Source organism: Pseudomonas tehranensis (assembly GCF_014268615.1).
Lineage (GTDB): Bacteria > Pseudomonadota > Gammaproteobacteria > Pseudomonadales > Pseudomonadaceae > Aquipseudomonas > Aquipseudomonas tehranensis.
Map to the genome: position 1 here is coordinate 1 of NZ_JABWQV010000118.1, position 14,437 is coordinate 14,437.

At 62.4% G+C, this 14,437-nt stretch carries 13 protein-coding genes; 8 read left to right on the forward strand and 5 right to left on the reverse strand.

The features are described 5' to 3' along the window. The first annotated feature begins 150 nt into the window (after positions 1-150). From HU811_RS16910 to HU811_RS16935, 6 genes are all read left to right on the forward strand, one after another. Complete coding sequence (locus HU811_RS16910) at positions 151-2,601, forward strand: heavy metal translocating P-type ATPase (RefSeq protein WP_186657064.1); 2,451 nt, start codon at positions 151-153, stop codon at positions 2,599-2,601. Between the two features lie 24 nt (positions 2,602-2,625). Beyond that, complete coding sequence (ccoS, locus tag HU811_RS16915) at positions 2,626-2,844, forward strand: cbb3-type cytochrome oxidase assembly protein CcoS (RefSeq protein WP_047227179.1); 219 nt, start codon at positions 2,626-2,628, stop codon at positions 2,842-2,844. Then, a complete protein-coding gene (locus HU811_RS16920) occupies positions 2,837-3,520 on the forward strand; it encodes a sulfite exporter TauE/SafE family protein (RefSeq protein WP_186657066.1) in 684 nt (227 codons plus the stop codon). The genes ccoS and HU811_RS16920 overlap by 8 nt, the downstream gene beginning before the upstream one ends. 212 nt (positions 3,521-3,732) lie before the next feature. Next, positions 3,733-5,115, forward strand: a complete 1,383-nt coding sequence (gene hemN / locus HU811_RS16925) for an oxygen-independent coproporphyrinogen III oxidase (RefSeq protein WP_186657071.1) — start codon at positions 3,733-3,735, stop codon at positions 5,113-5,115. 93 nt (positions 5,116-5,208) lie between these two features. Further along, the gene (fnr, locus tag HU811_RS16930) at positions 5,209-5,943 is read left to right on the forward strand and encodes a fumarate/nitrate reduction transcriptional regulator Fnr (RefSeq protein ID WP_092401685.1); all 735 of its coding nucleotides are present in this window, start codon (positions 5,209-5,211) and stop codon (positions 5,941-5,943) included. Positions 5,944-6,017: 74 nt separating this feature from the next. Further along, positions 6,018-6,566, forward strand: a complete 549-nt coding sequence (locus HU811_RS16935) for an adenine phosphoribosyltransferase (RefSeq protein ID WP_041020481.1) — start codon at positions 6,018-6,020, stop codon at positions 6,564-6,566. 123 nt (positions 6,567-6,689) lie between these two features. Here HU811_RS16935 and recR read toward each other — a convergent pair whose 3' ends face one another. The 4 genes from recR to dnaX all read right to left on the reverse strand — a co-directional run bounded on the left by recR (position 6,690) and on the right by dnaX (position 11,136). Continuing rightward, positions 6,690-7,292 carry a recombination mediator RecR gene (gene recR, locus HU811_RS16940; protein ID WP_186657068.1) on the reverse strand — a complete coding sequence of 201 codons (603 nt, stop codon included), beginning with the start codon at positions 7,290-7,292 and terminating at the stop codon, positions 6,690-6,692. A 66-nt stretch (positions 7,293-7,358) separates the two neighbouring features. After that, positions 7,359-8,393: an NADPH-dependent curcumin/dihydrocurcumin reductase gene (curA, locus tag HU811_RS16945; protein ID WP_092459045.1), complete on the reverse strand. Its 1,035-nt coding sequence runs from the start codon at positions 8,391-8,393 to the stop codon at positions 7,359-7,361. A gap of 273 nt (positions 8,394-8,666) precedes the next feature. Further along, positions 8,667-9,005, reverse strand: coding sequence for a YbaB/EbfC family nucleoid-associated protein (locus tag HU811_RS16950; protein WP_003183512.1), 339 nt, complete (start codon positions 9,003-9,005; stop codon positions 8,667-8,669). A gap of 64 nt (positions 9,006-9,069) precedes the next feature. Next, positions 9,070-11,136, reverse strand: coding sequence for a DNA polymerase III subunit gamma/tau (dnaX, locus tag HU811_RS16955; protein WP_186657069.1), 2,067 nt, complete (start codon positions 11,134-11,136; stop codon positions 9,070-9,072). A 142-nt stretch (positions 11,137-11,278) separates the two neighbouring features. On the opposite strand from dnaX, the gene HU811_RS16960 reads away from it, so the two are divergent. Beyond that, complete coding sequence (locus tag HU811_RS16960; protein WP_092401697.1) at positions 11,279-12,046, forward strand: substrate-binding periplasmic protein; 768 nt, start codon at positions 11,279-11,281, stop codon at positions 12,044-12,046. Here HU811_RS16960 and HU811_RS16965 read toward each other — a convergent pair. Continuing rightward, positions 11,998-13,740 (reverse strand): putative bifunctional diguanylate cyclase/phosphodiesterase, encoded by a 1,743-nt coding sequence (locus HU811_RS16965; protein WP_186657070.1) that lies wholly within the window; start codon positions 13,738-13,740, stop codon positions 11,998-12,000. The two genes, HU811_RS16960 and HU811_RS16965, sit on opposite strands and share 49 nt — an antisense overlap. A 338-nt stretch (positions 13,741-14,078) precedes the next feature. Between HU811_RS16965 and HU811_RS16970 the strand changes: the two genes are divergently transcribed. Continuing rightward, positions 14,079-14,393, forward strand: coding sequence for a helix-turn-helix domain-containing protein (locus HU811_RS16970; RefSeq protein ID WP_092401703.1), 315 nt, complete (start codon positions 14,079-14,081; stop codon positions 14,391-14,393). Positions 14,394-14,437: the final 44 nt, after the last annotated feature.

Genomic DNA, 14,437 nt, shown 5'->3' on the forward strand with positions numbered 1-14,437 from the left:
GGCGAGGGAGCTTGCTCCCGCCGGGCTGCGAAGCGGCCCTGTCTTTTGGCCTGACGCTCCTTTCAGGCATGTTGATTTCCAGGATTACGACTGCTTCGCAGCCGAGCGGGAGCAAGCTCCCTCGCCACAAAGGCCTTCATAGCGACAACCATGACCACTCCACAGCCCTGCTACCACTGCGCCCTGCCCGTTCCCCCGGGCAGTCGCTTCACCGCCGTTGTCCTGGGTGAAACCCGTGAGCTGTGCTGCCCGGGCTGCCAGGCGGTGGCCGAGGCCATTGTCGCCGGTGGCCTGGAAAGCTATTACCTGCATCGTAGCGAAGCATCGGCCAACCCTGAAACCCTGCCGGTCCAGTTGACCGATGAGCTTGCGCTGTACGACCGCCCGGACGTGCAGCAGTCGTTCGTGCGCCATGAAGGCGAGCTGGCCGAAGCCACGCTGCTGATCGAAGGCATCAGTTGCGCCGCCTGCGGCTGGCTGATCGAAAAACAACTGCGCAGCCTGCCCGCCGTGGCCGAGGCGCGGCTGAACCTGTCCAATCACCGCCTGCACGTGAGCTGGGCCGACGCTCAATTGCCGCTGAGCACCTTGCTGGCCGAACTGCGCCAGATCGGCTACGTCGCCCATCCCTACCAGGCCGACCAGGCCAGCGAACAACTGGCCGCGCAAAATCGCCTGGCCCTGCGCCAACTGGGCGTGGCCGGTTTGCTCTGGTTCCAGGCGATGATGGCGACCATGGCCACCTGGCCGGAATTCAACATTGACCTGAGCCCGGAGATGCACACCATCCTGCGCTGGGTCGCGCTGTTCCTCACCACACCCATCGTGTTCTATAGCTGCGCGCCGTTCTTCAAGGGCGCGATGCGCGACCTGCGCACCCGGCACCTGACCATGGACGTGTCGGTGTCCCTGGCCATTGGCGGCGCTTACGTGGCAGGGATCTGGACGTCCGTCACCGGTGTCGGCGAGCTGTATTTCGATGCCGTGGGCATGTTCGCGCTGTTCCTTCTGGCCGGTCGCTACCTGGAACGCCGCGCCCGGGAGCGCACCGCAGCCGCCACCGCACAACTGGTCAATCTGCTGCCGGCCTCGTGCCTGCGCCTGGAGGACAACGGCCAGAGTGAACGTATCCTGCTCAGCGAGTTGCGCACGGGTGACCGCGTGCTAGTGCATCCCGGCGCGGTTCTGCCGGCCGACGGCAGAATCCTCGAAGGCCAGTCCAGCGTCGACGAATCGCTGCTGACCGGCGAATACCTGCCACAACCTCGTCAAGTGGGCGACACGGTGACCGCTGGCACGCTTAACGTGGAGGGCGCGTTGACGGTCCAGGTCCTGGCACTGGGGCAAGACACCCGGCTGTCGGCCATCGTCCGGTTGCTGGAACGAGCCCAGGCCGAGAAGCCGCGGCTCGCGGAAATCGCCGACCGCGCCGCGCAATGGTTCCTGCTGTTCTCCCTGGTCGCCGCAGCGGCCATCGGTGTGCTGTGGTGGCAACTGGATGCCTCTCGCGCTTTCTGGATCGTGCTGGCGATGCTGGTCGCCACCTGCCCTTGCGCACTGTCCCTGGCCACGCCCACCGCGCTGACCGCCGCCACCGGCACGCTGCACAAGCTTGGCCTGCTGCTGACTCGCGGCCATGTGCTGGAGGGCCTGAACCAGATCGACACAGTGATTTTCGACAAGACCGGCACCCTCACCGAAGGGCGTCTGGCGTTGCGCGCCATTCGAACGCTGACAGCCCTGGACAGTGATCAATGCCTGGGCCTGGCCGCTGCCCTGGAAAACCGCTCCGAACACCCCATCGCCCGTGCCTTTGGCCGCGCGCCACTGGCCGCCGAGCATGTGCAAAGCACCCCGGGGCTGGGGCTGGAAGGGCTGGTGGGTGACCAGCGCCTGCGCATCGGCCAACCCGGTTTTGTCTGCGAACTCAGTGGCGCGGCGGTGCCGGTGATGCCGGATGAGCCCGGACAATGGTTGCTGCTGGGTGATGATATCGGTCCGTTGGCCTGGTTCGTCCTCGACGATCGCTTGCGCGCCGACGCCCCGGCATTGCTGGCCGCCTGCAAAGCGCGGGGCTGGCGCACACTGTTGCTGTCGGGCGACAGTTCGCCCATGGTTGCCAGTGTCGCCGCCGAACTGGGCATCGATGAAGCCCGCGGCGGTTTGCGCCCGGACGATAAACTGGCCGTGTTGCAACAGTTGCACCAGCAGGGGCGCAAGGTGCTGATGCTCGGCGACGGGGTGAATGACGTACCGGTGCTGGCAGCGGCAGACATCAGTGTCGCCATGGGCTCGGCCACCGATCTTGCCAAGACCAGCGCCGATGCGGTGCTGCTGTCCAACCGTCTCGACGCCCTGATCCACGCCTTCAGCCTGGCCCGGCGCACACGGCGGGTGATCATCGAGAACCTGGTGTGGGCAGCACTGTACAATGGCCTCATGTTGCCGTTCGCCGCCCTCGGCTGGATTACGCCGGTGTGGGCCGCGATCGGCATGTCCATCAGTTCGCTGACCGTGGTGTTGAATGCGCTGAGGCTGACTCGCCAGCCCAAGACGCAGGTTTTCGATGCCTCGCCCGATATCCGCCCGCTGCCGGCCTGAGCCGCGCGGGCATGGAGTTCCGACATGCCAGCTCTTTATGTGATGATCCCGGCCGCACTGCTGATCGTGGCCATCGCCGTCTACATCTTCTTCTGGGCCGTGGACAGCGGGCAGTACGACGACCTCGACGGTCCGGCCCACAGCATTCTGTTCGACGATCAGGATCCGAACCACAAGGCGGCGGTGGACGAAGCCAGCGGCGAGCCCCGCAAACCGGACGACAAGGCCCCGCCCCATGCTTGATCTGGCGCCACTGTTGGTCTCGGCGCTCATCCTGGGTTTATTGGGCGGCGGGCATTGCCTGGGGATGTGCGGCGGCCTGATGGGCGCCCTGACCCTGGCAATCCCCAAGGAACAGCGCAGCCGACGCTTTCGGTTGCTGCTGGCCTACAACCTGGGGCGGATTCTGAGCTACGCCAGCGCAGGGTTGCTGATCGGCCTGGCGGGTTGGGCCGTAGCCAATAGCCCGGCGGCGATGGTCATGCGCGTGTTGGCCGGCCTGCTGTTGATCGCCATGGGCCTGTACCTGGCGGGCTGGTGGAGCGGCCTGACCCGCATCGAAGGCGTCGGTCGTGGCCTGTGGCGGCATATCCAGCCCATCGCCAACCGCTTGCTGCCGGTGTCGAGCCTGCCCCGGGCCTTGCTGCTCGGCGCGCTCTGGGGCTGGCTGCCGTGCGGGCTGGTCTACAGCACCCTGCTCTGGTCAGCCAGCCAGGGCGATGCACTGGACAGCGCATTGCTGATGCTCGCCTTCGGTCTTGGCACTTGGCCAGTCTTGCTCGCCACCGGCATGGCCGCCGAACGCATCACCGCCCTGTTGCGCAAACGCAGCGTGCGCATGGCTGGTGGCTTACTGGTGATTGTCTTTGGTGTCTGGACCCTGCCAGGGCCGCATCAGCATTGGCTCATGGGGCATTGACCGAGTCGCCGCCATCGCGAGCAGGCTCGCTCCCACACTGGATCGCGGCTGACCCCAAACCTCATGAACCCCGCAAATCCCTGTGGAAGCGAGCCTGCTCGCGATGAGTCCCCCACCAACCCCAGCCCCATGCCCGTTGACGCAAATCAACACGCCCCCGCGCCCACTTCCCTAGACTCACGCCCATGCCTGCCTATCCGGGGAACGCCCGCATGCTCGACGCCATTCATTGGGACTCAAACCTGATCCGCCGTTACGATCTGGCGGGGCCCCGCTACACCTCGTACCCGACCGCAGCGCAGTTCGGCAGCCAGGTGGGGACCTTCGACCTGCTCCACGCCCTGCGCGAAAGCCGCAAAGCCCTGAGGCCACTGTCGCTGTATGTGCATGTGCCGTTCTGCGCGAACATTTGCTACTACTGCGCCTGCAACAAAGTCATCACCAAGGACCGCAGCCGCGCCCATGCCTATCTGCAACGCCTGGAGCAGGAGATCCAGCTGATCGGCTGCCATTTGGACCCTTCTCAGCGCGTTGAGCAGTTGCACCTGGGCGGCGGCACCCCGACGTTCCTCAACCATGACGAATTGCGCCAGTTGATGGCCACGCTGCGCCAACACTTCAACCTGCTGGAGGACAATGGCGGCGACTACAGTATCGAAATCGATCCCCGGGAAGCCGACTGGTCCACCATGGGCCTACTGCGGGAACTGGGTTTCAACCGGGTCAGCATTGGCCTGCAAGACCTTGACCCGGCCGTGCAGCGCGCCGTCAATCGCCTGCAAAGCCTGGAAGAAACCCGCGCGGTGATCGAAGCCGCACGGACCTTGCAGTTCCGTTCGATCAACATCGACCTGATCTACGGGCTACCCAAACAGACCCCGGAAAACTTCGCCCGCACGGTCCAGGAAGTCATCCATCTGCAGCCGGACCGGCTTTCGGTGTTCAACTACGCCCACTTGCCGGAACGCTTCATGCCCCAGCGCCGTATCAACAGCCAGGACCTGCCCAATCCGGCGCAGAAGCTGGCGATGCTGCAAGGCACCATCGAACAACTGACCGCGGCGGGTTATCGCTATATCGGCATGGACCACTTCGCCCTGCCCGACGACGAACTGGCGATTGCCCAGGAAGACACCACCCTGCAACGCAACTTTCAGGGCTATACCACCCATGGACACTGCGACCTGATCGGCCTTGGCGTGTCAGCCATCAGCCAGATCGGCGATTTGTACTGCCAGAACAGCAGCGACCTGAACCATTACCAGAACACCCTGGCCGACGGCCAACTGGCGACCAGTCGCGGGCTGCTGTGCAATGCCGACGATCGGCTGCGGCGCGCGGTGATCCAGCAACTGATCTGCCATTTCAATCTGCTATTCAGCGATATCGAACAAACGTTCAACATCGATTTTCGCGGTTACTTCGCACCGTTGTGGCCGCAATTGCAGGGGATGGCCGAGGACGGCCTGATCGAATTAGACAGCACCCACATCAAGGTACTGCCCGCCGGGCGCCTGCTGGTGCGCTCGGTATGCATGGTCTTTGATGCCTATCTGGAAGGACATAATCGACAGCGCTTCTCCCGCGTCATCTGAGCGCGACAATTTGACGACGAAACGCCACTGGTCGGAGCACCTGCGCTGGGTTACCCTTACGGCTTATGTGTGTTTCCCACAAGGATTTAAGTAATGTCCGAGCCAGTCAAATTGCGCGCTCACAACCAGGCCCATTGCAAGGATTGCAGCCTGGCTCCCCTCTGCCTGCCACTTTCATTGAACCTGGAGGATATGGACGCGCTGGACGACATCGTTAAACGGGGCCGACCGTTGAAAAAAGGTGAATTCCTGTTTCGCCAGGGCGACACCTTCGATTCCGTCTATGCCGTGCGCTCGGGCGCCTTGAAAACCTTCAATCTGAGCGATGGCGGCGAAGAGCAGCTCACCGGCTTCCACCTGCCCAGCGAGCTGGTGGGTCTGTCGGGCATGGACACCGAGAGCCATCCGGTCTCGGCCCAGGCGCTGGAAACCACTTCGGTGTGCGAGATCCCCTTTGATCGCCTGGACGAGCTGGCCTTGCAACTGCCGCAACTGCGCCGTCAGTTGATGCGGGTCATGAGTCGGGAGATTCGCGACGATCAACAAATGATGCTGCTGCTCTCGAAGAAGACCGCCGACGAGCGCATTGCCACGTTCCTGGTCAACCTCTCGGCACGTTTCCGCGCCCGCGGGTTTTCGGCCAACCAGTTCCGCCTGAGCATGTCGCGTAACGAAATCGGCAACTACCTGGGTCTGGCGGTGGAAACCGTGTCCCGGGTATTCACCCGTTTCCAGCAGAACGAGCTGATCGCCGCCGAAGGCAAGGAGATCCATATTCTCGACCCGATCCAGCTCTGCGCCCTGGCGGGTGGCTCGATCGAAGGCTGATGAGCAGGCGCGGCCCAGGGTTCGCCTTGCCGCGCTATACTCCGGCGTTTGCAGCCTGCCAGGACACCTAGACGATGGTCTTCGACTCCTTCGACATCAAATCCCTGATCCGCCCCGTGATCGATTTCCCCAAGCCGGGCGTGATCTTTCGCGACATTACCCCACTGTTCCAGTCCCCCACCGCGCTGCGGCTGGTGATGGACAGCTTCGCCCACCGTTATGTCGAGGCCGAGTTCACTCATATCGGTGCGATGGATGCACGAGGCTTCTTGATCGGCTCAATCCTGGCTTATCAGTTGAACAAGCCCCTGGTGCTGTTCCGCAAGCAAGGCAAGCTGCCGGCGGATGTGCTGGCCGAGGGTTACCAGACCGAATACGGCGAGGCCTTCCTGGAAGTCCACGCCGACAGCCTGTGCGAGGGTGATTCGGTGGTGATGTTCGATGACCTGATCGCCACCGGCGGCACGCTGATCGCCGCCGCCAACCTGATCCGCCGCATGGGCGCCAAGGTCCACGAGGCAGCGGCGATCATCGACCTGCCGGAGTTGCTTGGCTCGCAGCGTCTGGAAGATATGGGGATACCGACGTTCTGCCTGACGCAGTTTTCGCTGAGCGAAAGATAACCGGCAAACGACGAACCTGTGGGAGCGGGCTTGCTCGCGAAAGCGGTGGATCAGCTGACACTTATGTTGACTGACACACTGCCTTCGCGAGCAAGCCCGCTCCCACTGGCTTTTGGGTGGCTGTTACAACGCGATCGGTTTGCGCCCGGCAAACGAATGCGCCAGCGTCCCGCCGTCCACCAGTTCCAGCTCGCCACCCAGCGGCACACCATGGGCGATGCGTGAAGCGATCAGGCCCTTGTTGTTCAGCAGTTGGGCAATGTAGTGGGCGGTGGCTTCGCCTTCGACCGTCGGGTTGGTGGCGAGGATGACTTCGGTGAAAGTCCCGGCCTCTTCGATCCGCGCCATCAGTTGCGGAATGCCGATGGCTTCCGGCCCTAGGCCGTCGAGCGGAGACAAATGCCCCTTGAGCACGAAATAACGGCCGCGAAAACCGGTCTGCTCCACGGCGTACACATCCATGGGACCTTCCACGACGCACAGCAGGCTGTCGTCCCGACGCGGGTCGACGCATTGCGGGCAGAGGTCGTCTTCCGTGAGGGTGCGGCATAAGCGGCAATGCCCTACCCCTTCCATGGCCTGGCTCAGGGCCAGAGCCAGACGCGAACCGCCGCTGCGATCACGCTCAAGCAATTGCAACGCCATGCGCTGAGCAGTTTTCTGACCCACACCCGGCAAAGTTCGCAGGGCGTCGATCAGTTGGCGAATCAAAGGGCTGAAGCTCATGGAGGAAATGTCCGACATAACAACGAGACGCGGTTTATACCCGCGCCTCCGATTAGCGTCAAATACTCAATCCTGCGCCACCCGCACCACCAGCTTGCCGAAGTTGCGCCCTTCCAGCAGGCCGATAAAGGCCTGTGGTGCATTCTCAAGGCCATCGACCACGTCTTCGCGGAACTTGACCTTGCCGTCACGCACCCAAGGCGCCATGGCGCTGATGAACTCCGGCTGACGGCCACTGAAGTCGTCGAACACGATAAACCCCTGGATCCGCACACGCTTGGTCAGCAAGGTGCGCTGCAATTGCGGCAACCGATCCGGGCCGCTGGGGGCTTCATGCTCGTTGTAGGACGCGATCAGGCCACAGAGGGGAATACGCGCCTTGGCGTTGAGCAGCGGTACCACGGCGTCGAACACCTTGCCACCGACGTTTTCGTAATAGATGTCGATGCCCTGGTCGCAAGCCCGGGCCAGTGCGTCGGCAAAGTCATCGCGCTTATGATCGACACAGGCGTCGAACCCCAACTCGTCGACCACGTACTTGCATTTCTCGGGGCCACCGGCCACACCGACCACCCGCAGGCCCTTGATTTTCGCCACCTGGCCGACCACCGAGCCGACTGCACCCGAGGCCGCTGCGACCACCAGGGTTTCCCCGGCCTTGGGCTGACCGATCTCCATCAAGCCCATGTACGCGGTCATGCCCGGCATGCCCAGCACACCCAGCGCCATCGACGGGCTGGGCAGCCCGGATGGGATCGGAATGACATTGCGGCCATCGCTGACCGTGTGGCTCTGCCACCCCGTCGCGCCCACCACCAGATCCCCCTCCTGAAACTTCGGATGCATCGAACGCTCGACCCGGCTGACAGCGCCACCGGTCATCACCTCATCGATTTCCACCGGCGCGGCGTAGGAAGGTGCATCACTCATGCGCCCACGCATGTAAGGGTCCAATGAGAGAAACAGCGTCTTGAGCAGGATCTGCCCCTCCTCCAGCTCCGGCAACGTCACCTGCTCCAGACGGAAGTTGTCCGGGGTGGGGGCACCTGTGGGGCGAGAGGCGAGGACGATGCGCTGGTGGGTGGTCGATGCTTGTGACATGGAAGCGTCTCCTTGATCGTTGAGTGGGACCTATAGGAAGCAGACCATTGCCGGCGGGGCGGCGTTCGATGTTTGTTCAGTGGGTACTGGTGGGAGCAAGGCTTGCCCGCGATGCAGACGCCTCGGTTTGTCGCAGCGGCGCGTCATCGTCCATCGCGGGCAAGCCTTGCTCCCACAGGTAAAGTTTCTAGCGCACTCGCCTTGTGACACAAACAAAAATGCCAGGCGCGATGCCTGGCATTGTGTGTAGCCCATCCCGACCGGGATGGCGAGTCAGAACGGCAGTTTCATGCCCGGCGGCAATTGCATGCCAGCGGTCATGCCGGACATTTTGTCCTGGCTGTTGGCTTCGATCTTGCGCACTGCGTCATTGACGGCGGCGGCGAACAGGGCTTCGAGCATTTCCTTGTCGTCTTCGCTCAGGCCTTCGACCACGCTCGGGTCGATGCTGACACGCTTGATGTCGTGGCGACCGGTCATGACCACGGTCACCATGTCGCCGCCGGACTTGCCGGTGACTTCGGCGTTGGCCAGTTCTTCCTGCATCTTGGCCATTTTTTCCTGCATCTGCTGCGCCTGCTTCATCAGGCCGGCCATGCCACCTTTCATCATGGGAATCACCTCGAAAGTACTTGGATAAACACCGCGCCCGGCCCGTTCGGCCTGGCGCTTTCAGTTATGAGCCCTGGGTCACCGGGGCCTCGACAGGTTCGATAGTATCGTGACGGACCACGGCGCCGAACTGTTGCATCATTTGCTGGATGAACGGATCACCGTGGATCGACTCCTCGGCTTCGCGCTGACGGTCGGCACGGCGGCGGGACGCAGCCTGGGCCGGCGTCTCCTGCTCAGGCTTGATCAGCTCGATGCTCAGCGTCAGGGTGCGCTGGTGATACTGGTTCAGCGCATCGTTGAGGCGGCGCTGCTGCGTGGCGTTGAACAGCGCGCTGTGGGCCGGGTCCAGGTGTAGCAGCCAGTGGTCGCCCTCTACAGAGATCAGCGTGCAGTTGGCGGCAATGCTGCCGGTCATGCCGGTAATCGGCAGTTTCGGGAACAGCTCCAGCCATTGCAGGGCCAGCCCGGTGGCCGGCATCGCCGCCGGTTCAGGCTCGGGCTCCGGGGCCGGCTCCGCGGTATGTTCGCTGGCCAACTCGTCCAGATAGCTGTAAGCCGAATCCATGTCCGGCTCGATGTAATCCTCGTCCAGTGGCGGCTCATCATCCAGGTCCATGCCCGGCGTGGCGACATCAACGTCCGCCACCGTGGGCTCAGGCACCGGTGCGGCCACCCACTCGGGTGCGTCGGGTACCACGCTGTCGGGCGTGGGCATGGGCATCGGCGGCAGCTCGGGTTGCTCAGCGACGGTTTCCAGCACCGGCTCCACGGCGGGCTGCTGGACGACCTGGGCCTCGACCGGATCGTTCCAGGGCAGGTCGACCACTGCTTCAGCGACTGGCTGCGGCAAGGCCTCGACGACCGGCTCAGGCTCGGGTTCAGGCGCCGCGACGACAAGCACCGGGGCCGGTTGCGCCACCGCTGCCGGGGCAGAGGCCACTGCCGGCGCAACGACGGGCGCGGCAGCCACTGGCTTGGCGGAATCAGCTGTGGCCTGGCTGATCCCCACTGGCTTTAGCGGTTGCCTCGGGGCATTTTCCGTGTCGGCCGGCCGGAACGCGAGCATTCGCAGCAGCACCATTTCGAAACCACCGCGCGGATCCGGTGCCAGCGGCAGGTCACGACGCCCGATCAGCCCCATCTGGTAATAGAACTGCACGTCTTCGGCCGGCAGTGCCTGAGCCAAGGCCAGCACCCGATCGCGGTCGCCATGACCGTTATCGACCCCCTCGGGCAAGGCCTGGGCAATGGCGACACGGTGCAATACGTTGAGAATTTCCGAGAGCACGCCATTCCAGTCCGGCCCCTGCTCGGCCAGGTGACGCACTGCTTCGAGCAACGCCTTGGCGTCACCGTCGATCAACGCATGCAACACGTCGTAGACCTGGCCGTGGTCGAGGGTGCCAAGCATGGCCCGCACATCGGCGGCCATGACCTTGCCTTCACCAAAGGCAATGGCCTGGTCGGTCAGGCTCATGGCGTCACGCATCGAACCATCGGCGGCGCGGCCCAACAGCCACAGCGCATCGTCTTCGAACGGTACGTTCTCGACAGCCAACACGTGGGTCAGATGCTCGACCACCCGCTCGGGGGTCATGTTCTTGAGGGAGAACTGCAGGCAGCGGGACAAAATGGTTGCAGGAAGCTTCTGCGGGTCGGTGGTCGCCAGGATGAACTTGACGTAGGGCGGCGGCTCCTCGAGGGTCTTGAGCAGCGCATTGAAGGAGTGGCTGGACAGCATGTGCACTTCGTCGATCAGGTAGACCTTGAAGCGCCCACGGCTTGGTGCGTACTGCACGTTGTCGAGCAGCTCACGGGTGTCTTCGACCTTGGTGCGGCTGGCGGCGTCGATCTCGATCAGGTCGACGAAACGGCCTTCGTCGATTTCCCGGCATACCGAACACTCGCCACACGGCGTCGAGGTAATACCGGTTTCACAGTTCAGGCACTTGGCGATGATCCGCGCGATGGTGGTCTTGCCGACGCCGCGCGTGCCGGTGAACAGGTAGGCGTGATGCAGCCGCTGGCTGTCCAAGGCATTGATCAGGGCCTTGAGCACATGGGTCTGGCCGACCATTTCGCGGAACGAGCGCGGACGCCATTTACGTGCAAGAACCTGATAACTCATCGAAAACCATCGCCACTGGAAAGCAGAAGCGGCTAATGCTAGCGGAGCAGGGGCGAAATTGCATCCGGTGTGCTCGTCTAATCTGTCTAAGCTTGGGTCAGAGCCCGATTGTCGGCAGGATTTTGCACCATCAGGAGAGTTTATGCGTTCGGCCATGGGGGCTTTGCTGCTAATAGGTTCAGGGTGTTTTGCAGGCGAAATTCCGTTGCGTTTCGCCATTACCGACAGTTGGGCCATGCCCATGGTGCAGACTGAAGATGGTCGCCCGATCCAGGGCATCATCCCCGACGTAATGACCCGCCTGGCGACTCAGGTGGGGATGCCGGCGCAGTTTCATGTGCTGGCCCGCGCTCGACTGGACAATGCCATGAAACACGGCGAAGTCGACGTACGGTGTTATGTCACCCCCGAATGGGTAAAGGATACGGGTGGCAATTACCTGTGGAGCGTCCCGCTGTTTTTCCAGCGCGACGTGCTGGTGGGCACGGCCAGCGCCCCCAAGGTGGTGACGCCCGCCACCCTGCCCCACCAACCGGTCGGGACGGTGCTCAGTTATACCTACCCGACCTTGCAGCCGTTATTCGACGGCGGGCATCTGCGACGTGACGATGCACGCAGCCAGGAACAAGTCCTTGCCAAGCTTCTGGCCGGGCGCTATCGCTACGCGGTGAGCAATCAATGGGCGCTGGACTGGTTCAATCAACAGCATCCCCCGGACCGGCAACTGCGTGCCGTGGCGGTTCTCCAGGAGCGCGTGCTGGGCTGTTATGTGCGCGATGATCCAAACATTCCAGCACAACGCATTCTGCGCACCTTACTGAAGATGAAAACGTCGGGGGAAATCGACGCGATCATCCAGCGCTACACCGGACATAAAGAGTCGTCGGGGGCCGGATCCGATTCGCCCTGAACGTCCGACTGATGCTGCCATTGCGGCGGCGAAACAAATCCCCTCACCCAGCCAGGCACCTGGTCGGGTGGCATGGGTCGGGCGATGAAATAGCCTTGGGCCACTTCGCAGCCCAGGCGCAGCAGCAATTGACCATGCTCCACGCTGTCCAGTCCCTCCGCCACCACCTGGCGACCAAACGCCCTGGCCAAACCGATGACCGCTTCGGTCAGCGCCAGATCATCACGGTCATTGAGTATGTCGCGGACAAAGGTCTTGTCGATCTTGATGGTCTGCGTGCGCAGGTGTTTGAGGTCATTGAGCGAACAGTATCCCGTGCCGAACCCCCCCAGGGAAAACCCCACGCCCAAGGCCTGGCACGCCTGGAGACAGGCGCTGACGTGGGCAAGGTTTTCCACCGCCAAGGATTCAACGATCTGCAGATCCAGCATACGCGGCGACACCGCCGGGTGCCGTTGCAACACCTGCCGTAACCGCTCGACGAAATCCGCCCGCTGGAAATGCCGCGCCGAGATATTGATGCTCACCGGCCAGACTTGCCCTGCATGCTGCCATTGCTGCAACTGAATCAGCACCTGCTCCATGACCCACTCACCGATCTCGACGATCAGGTCGGTTTCCTCCACCAGCGGCAGGAACTCCCGGGGCGGCACCAGGCCCCGTTGGGGGTGTTTCCAGCGCAGCAGCGCTTCGAGCCCCACCACCGTGCCATGGCGCATGTTGACCTTGGGCTGGAAATGCAGGCGCAACTCGTTGCCGGCCATGGCCTGCCGCACCCGCTCGACGGTCTGGTAAGTGGCCCGCACTTCCTGGTCCCGGGACACGTCGAACAAATGAAAGCGATTGCGGCCGCTCTGCTTGGCCACGTACATCGCCTGGTCAGCGTGGCGCAACAAGGTATCGGCGTCTTCGTTGTCACCGGGAAACAGGGTGACGCCAATGCTGGCGAAAACCTTGATGACCTTGCCATCAATGGCATACGGCATGGAGACGGCAATCAGCACCCGGTTCAACGCGGCATGCAATTCCTCCAGCCCGCATACATGGCGCAGTACCAGCACAAACTCATCGCCAGCCAACCGCGCCACCACATCCTCCCCGCGCACGATGCTGCGCAGACGCCGGGCGACCTCCACCAGCAACTGATCACCACTGGCGTGGCCGTGACCGTCGTTCACGGCCTTGAAGCCATCCAGGTCGAGCATACACACCGCCAGAGGCAAGCTCTGCGCCCTGGAAAATGCCAGGGCCTGATCCAGCAGGTCGGACAGGTAGGTGCGGTTGGGCAACCCGGTCAACACATCGTGACCGACCCGCCATTGCAGCGAATGCAACAACTGACGCTTCTCGCTGACATCAAAACGAATCGCCAGATAGCGTTCGATCCGACCGGTCGCATCGTCGATCACCGGCACCAGGGTGGTATCGACCCAATGCAGCGTACCGTCCTTGGCCCGGTTGCAAATCTCACCCTTCCAGACCTGCCCCAGGGCGATGGTGCGCCACATGGCGCTGAAGAACTCGTCCGGGTGCTGACCGGAGTTGATCAGGCGATGATTAGCCCCCAACAGCTCATCGCGCGGGTAGCCAAAAAGCTTACAGAACTGGTCGTTGACGTAGGTAATGCGCCCGCTCAGATCGGTTTCAGAAAAAATCGCGGCAGCGTCAACGGCTCTGCGGTACTTCTTATCCATCGAAGCAGTCATCCATGAGTCAGGCTCATTTGTCGCGCGCGGTTGCAACGCCCCAGGACAGGCGAAAAATCAACTAGGCTCAAACACCTTGAGATACGCTGGAGCGCGGGCCGTGGCGGTGCTATCTGAAGGCGCCAAGCATCGCCCTGTGTACAACAAGAAAACGCAAGGCTCGCCTTTTTCGCACATCCAGGCTTCTGAAGCAGGTCACCAAATGCCCGTGCCAAAGGCCGATTCTACGAAACACATCACATTTTGCAAAGCAAGGTGATGGATCGTGCGGTTGCCTAATGCGAAAATCTATCGTTAAGTTCTTGATTCTAAATGGGAATTAAGCGATGCAAATTTCAAGTTTGGGTCCAGCCATCAGACGCTATCGCAAAGTAGCGGGGCTTACTCAGGCTGAACTTGGCGAAAAAACCGGTTTTGACCCCAAAACCATCAGCCGCTTCGAAACCGGCACCTACACCCCGAGCATCGAAGCCTTGGTCTTGCTTGCCGACAAACTGGATGTCCAGCTCAAAGCATTTTTTGCCGACATGGACGACGAGGACGAACAGCGAGCGTACCTGTTTGGCGTCATACACAGAGCCACCGCGAAGGATCTGGGGAAGCTGATTGCGGCGGTAGACCAGGCACTGTCGAAGCCTTGATGCGGTGATGCAAAGAAGCCCGGCCTGTCGATGAGCGACAGGCC

Bases quoted from the DNA above. Each gene is read 5' to 3' on its own strand.
- HU811_RS16910 (WP_186657064.1), top strand. From the start codon at position 151: ATGACCACTCCACAGCCCTGCTACCACTGCGCCCTGCCCGTTCCCCCG.
- ccoS (WP_047227179.1), top strand. From the start codon at position 2,626: ATGCCAGCTCTTTATGTGATGATCCCGGCCGCACTGCTGATCGTGGCC.
- HU811_RS16920 (WP_186657066.1), top strand. From the start codon at position 2,837: ATGCTTGATCTGGCGCCACTGTTGGTCTCGGCGCTCATCCTGGGTTTA.
- hemN (WP_186657071.1), top strand. From the start codon at position 3,733: ATGCTCGACGCCATTCATTGGGACTCAAACCTGATCCGCCGTTACGAT.
- fnr (WP_092401685.1), top strand. From the start codon at position 5,209: ATGTCCGAGCCAGTCAAATTGCGCGCTCACAACCAGGCCCATTGCAAG.
- HU811_RS16935 (WP_041020481.1), top strand. From the start codon at position 6,018: ATGGTCTTCGACTCCTTCGACATCAAATCCCTGATCCGCCCCGTGATC.
- recR (WP_186657068.1), bottom strand. From the start codon at position 7,292: ATGAGCTTCAGCCCTTTGATTCGCCAACTGATCGACGCCCTGCGAACT.
- curA (WP_092459045.1), bottom strand. From the start codon at position 8,393: ATGTCACAAGCATCGACCACCCACCAGCGCATCGTCCTCGCCTCTCGC.
- HU811_RS16950 (WP_003183512.1), bottom strand. From the start codon at position 9,005: ATGATGAAAGGTGGCATGGCCGGCCTGATGAAGCAGGCGCAGCAGATG.
- dnaX (WP_186657069.1), bottom strand. From the start codon at position 11,136: ATGAGTTATCAGGTTCTTGCACGTAAATGGCGTCCGCGCTCGTTCCGC.
- HU811_RS16960 (WP_092401697.1), top strand. From the start codon at position 11,279: ATGCGTTCGGCCATGGGGGCTTTGCTGCTAATAGGTTCAGGGTGTTTT.
- HU811_RS16965 (WP_186657070.1), bottom strand. From the start codon at position 13,740: ATGGATAAGAAGTACCGCAGAGCCGTTGACGCTGCCGCGATTTTTTCT.
- HU811_RS16970 (WP_092401703.1), top strand. From the start codon at position 14,079: ATGCAAATTTCAAGTTTGGGTCCAGCCATCAGACGCTATCGCAAAGTA.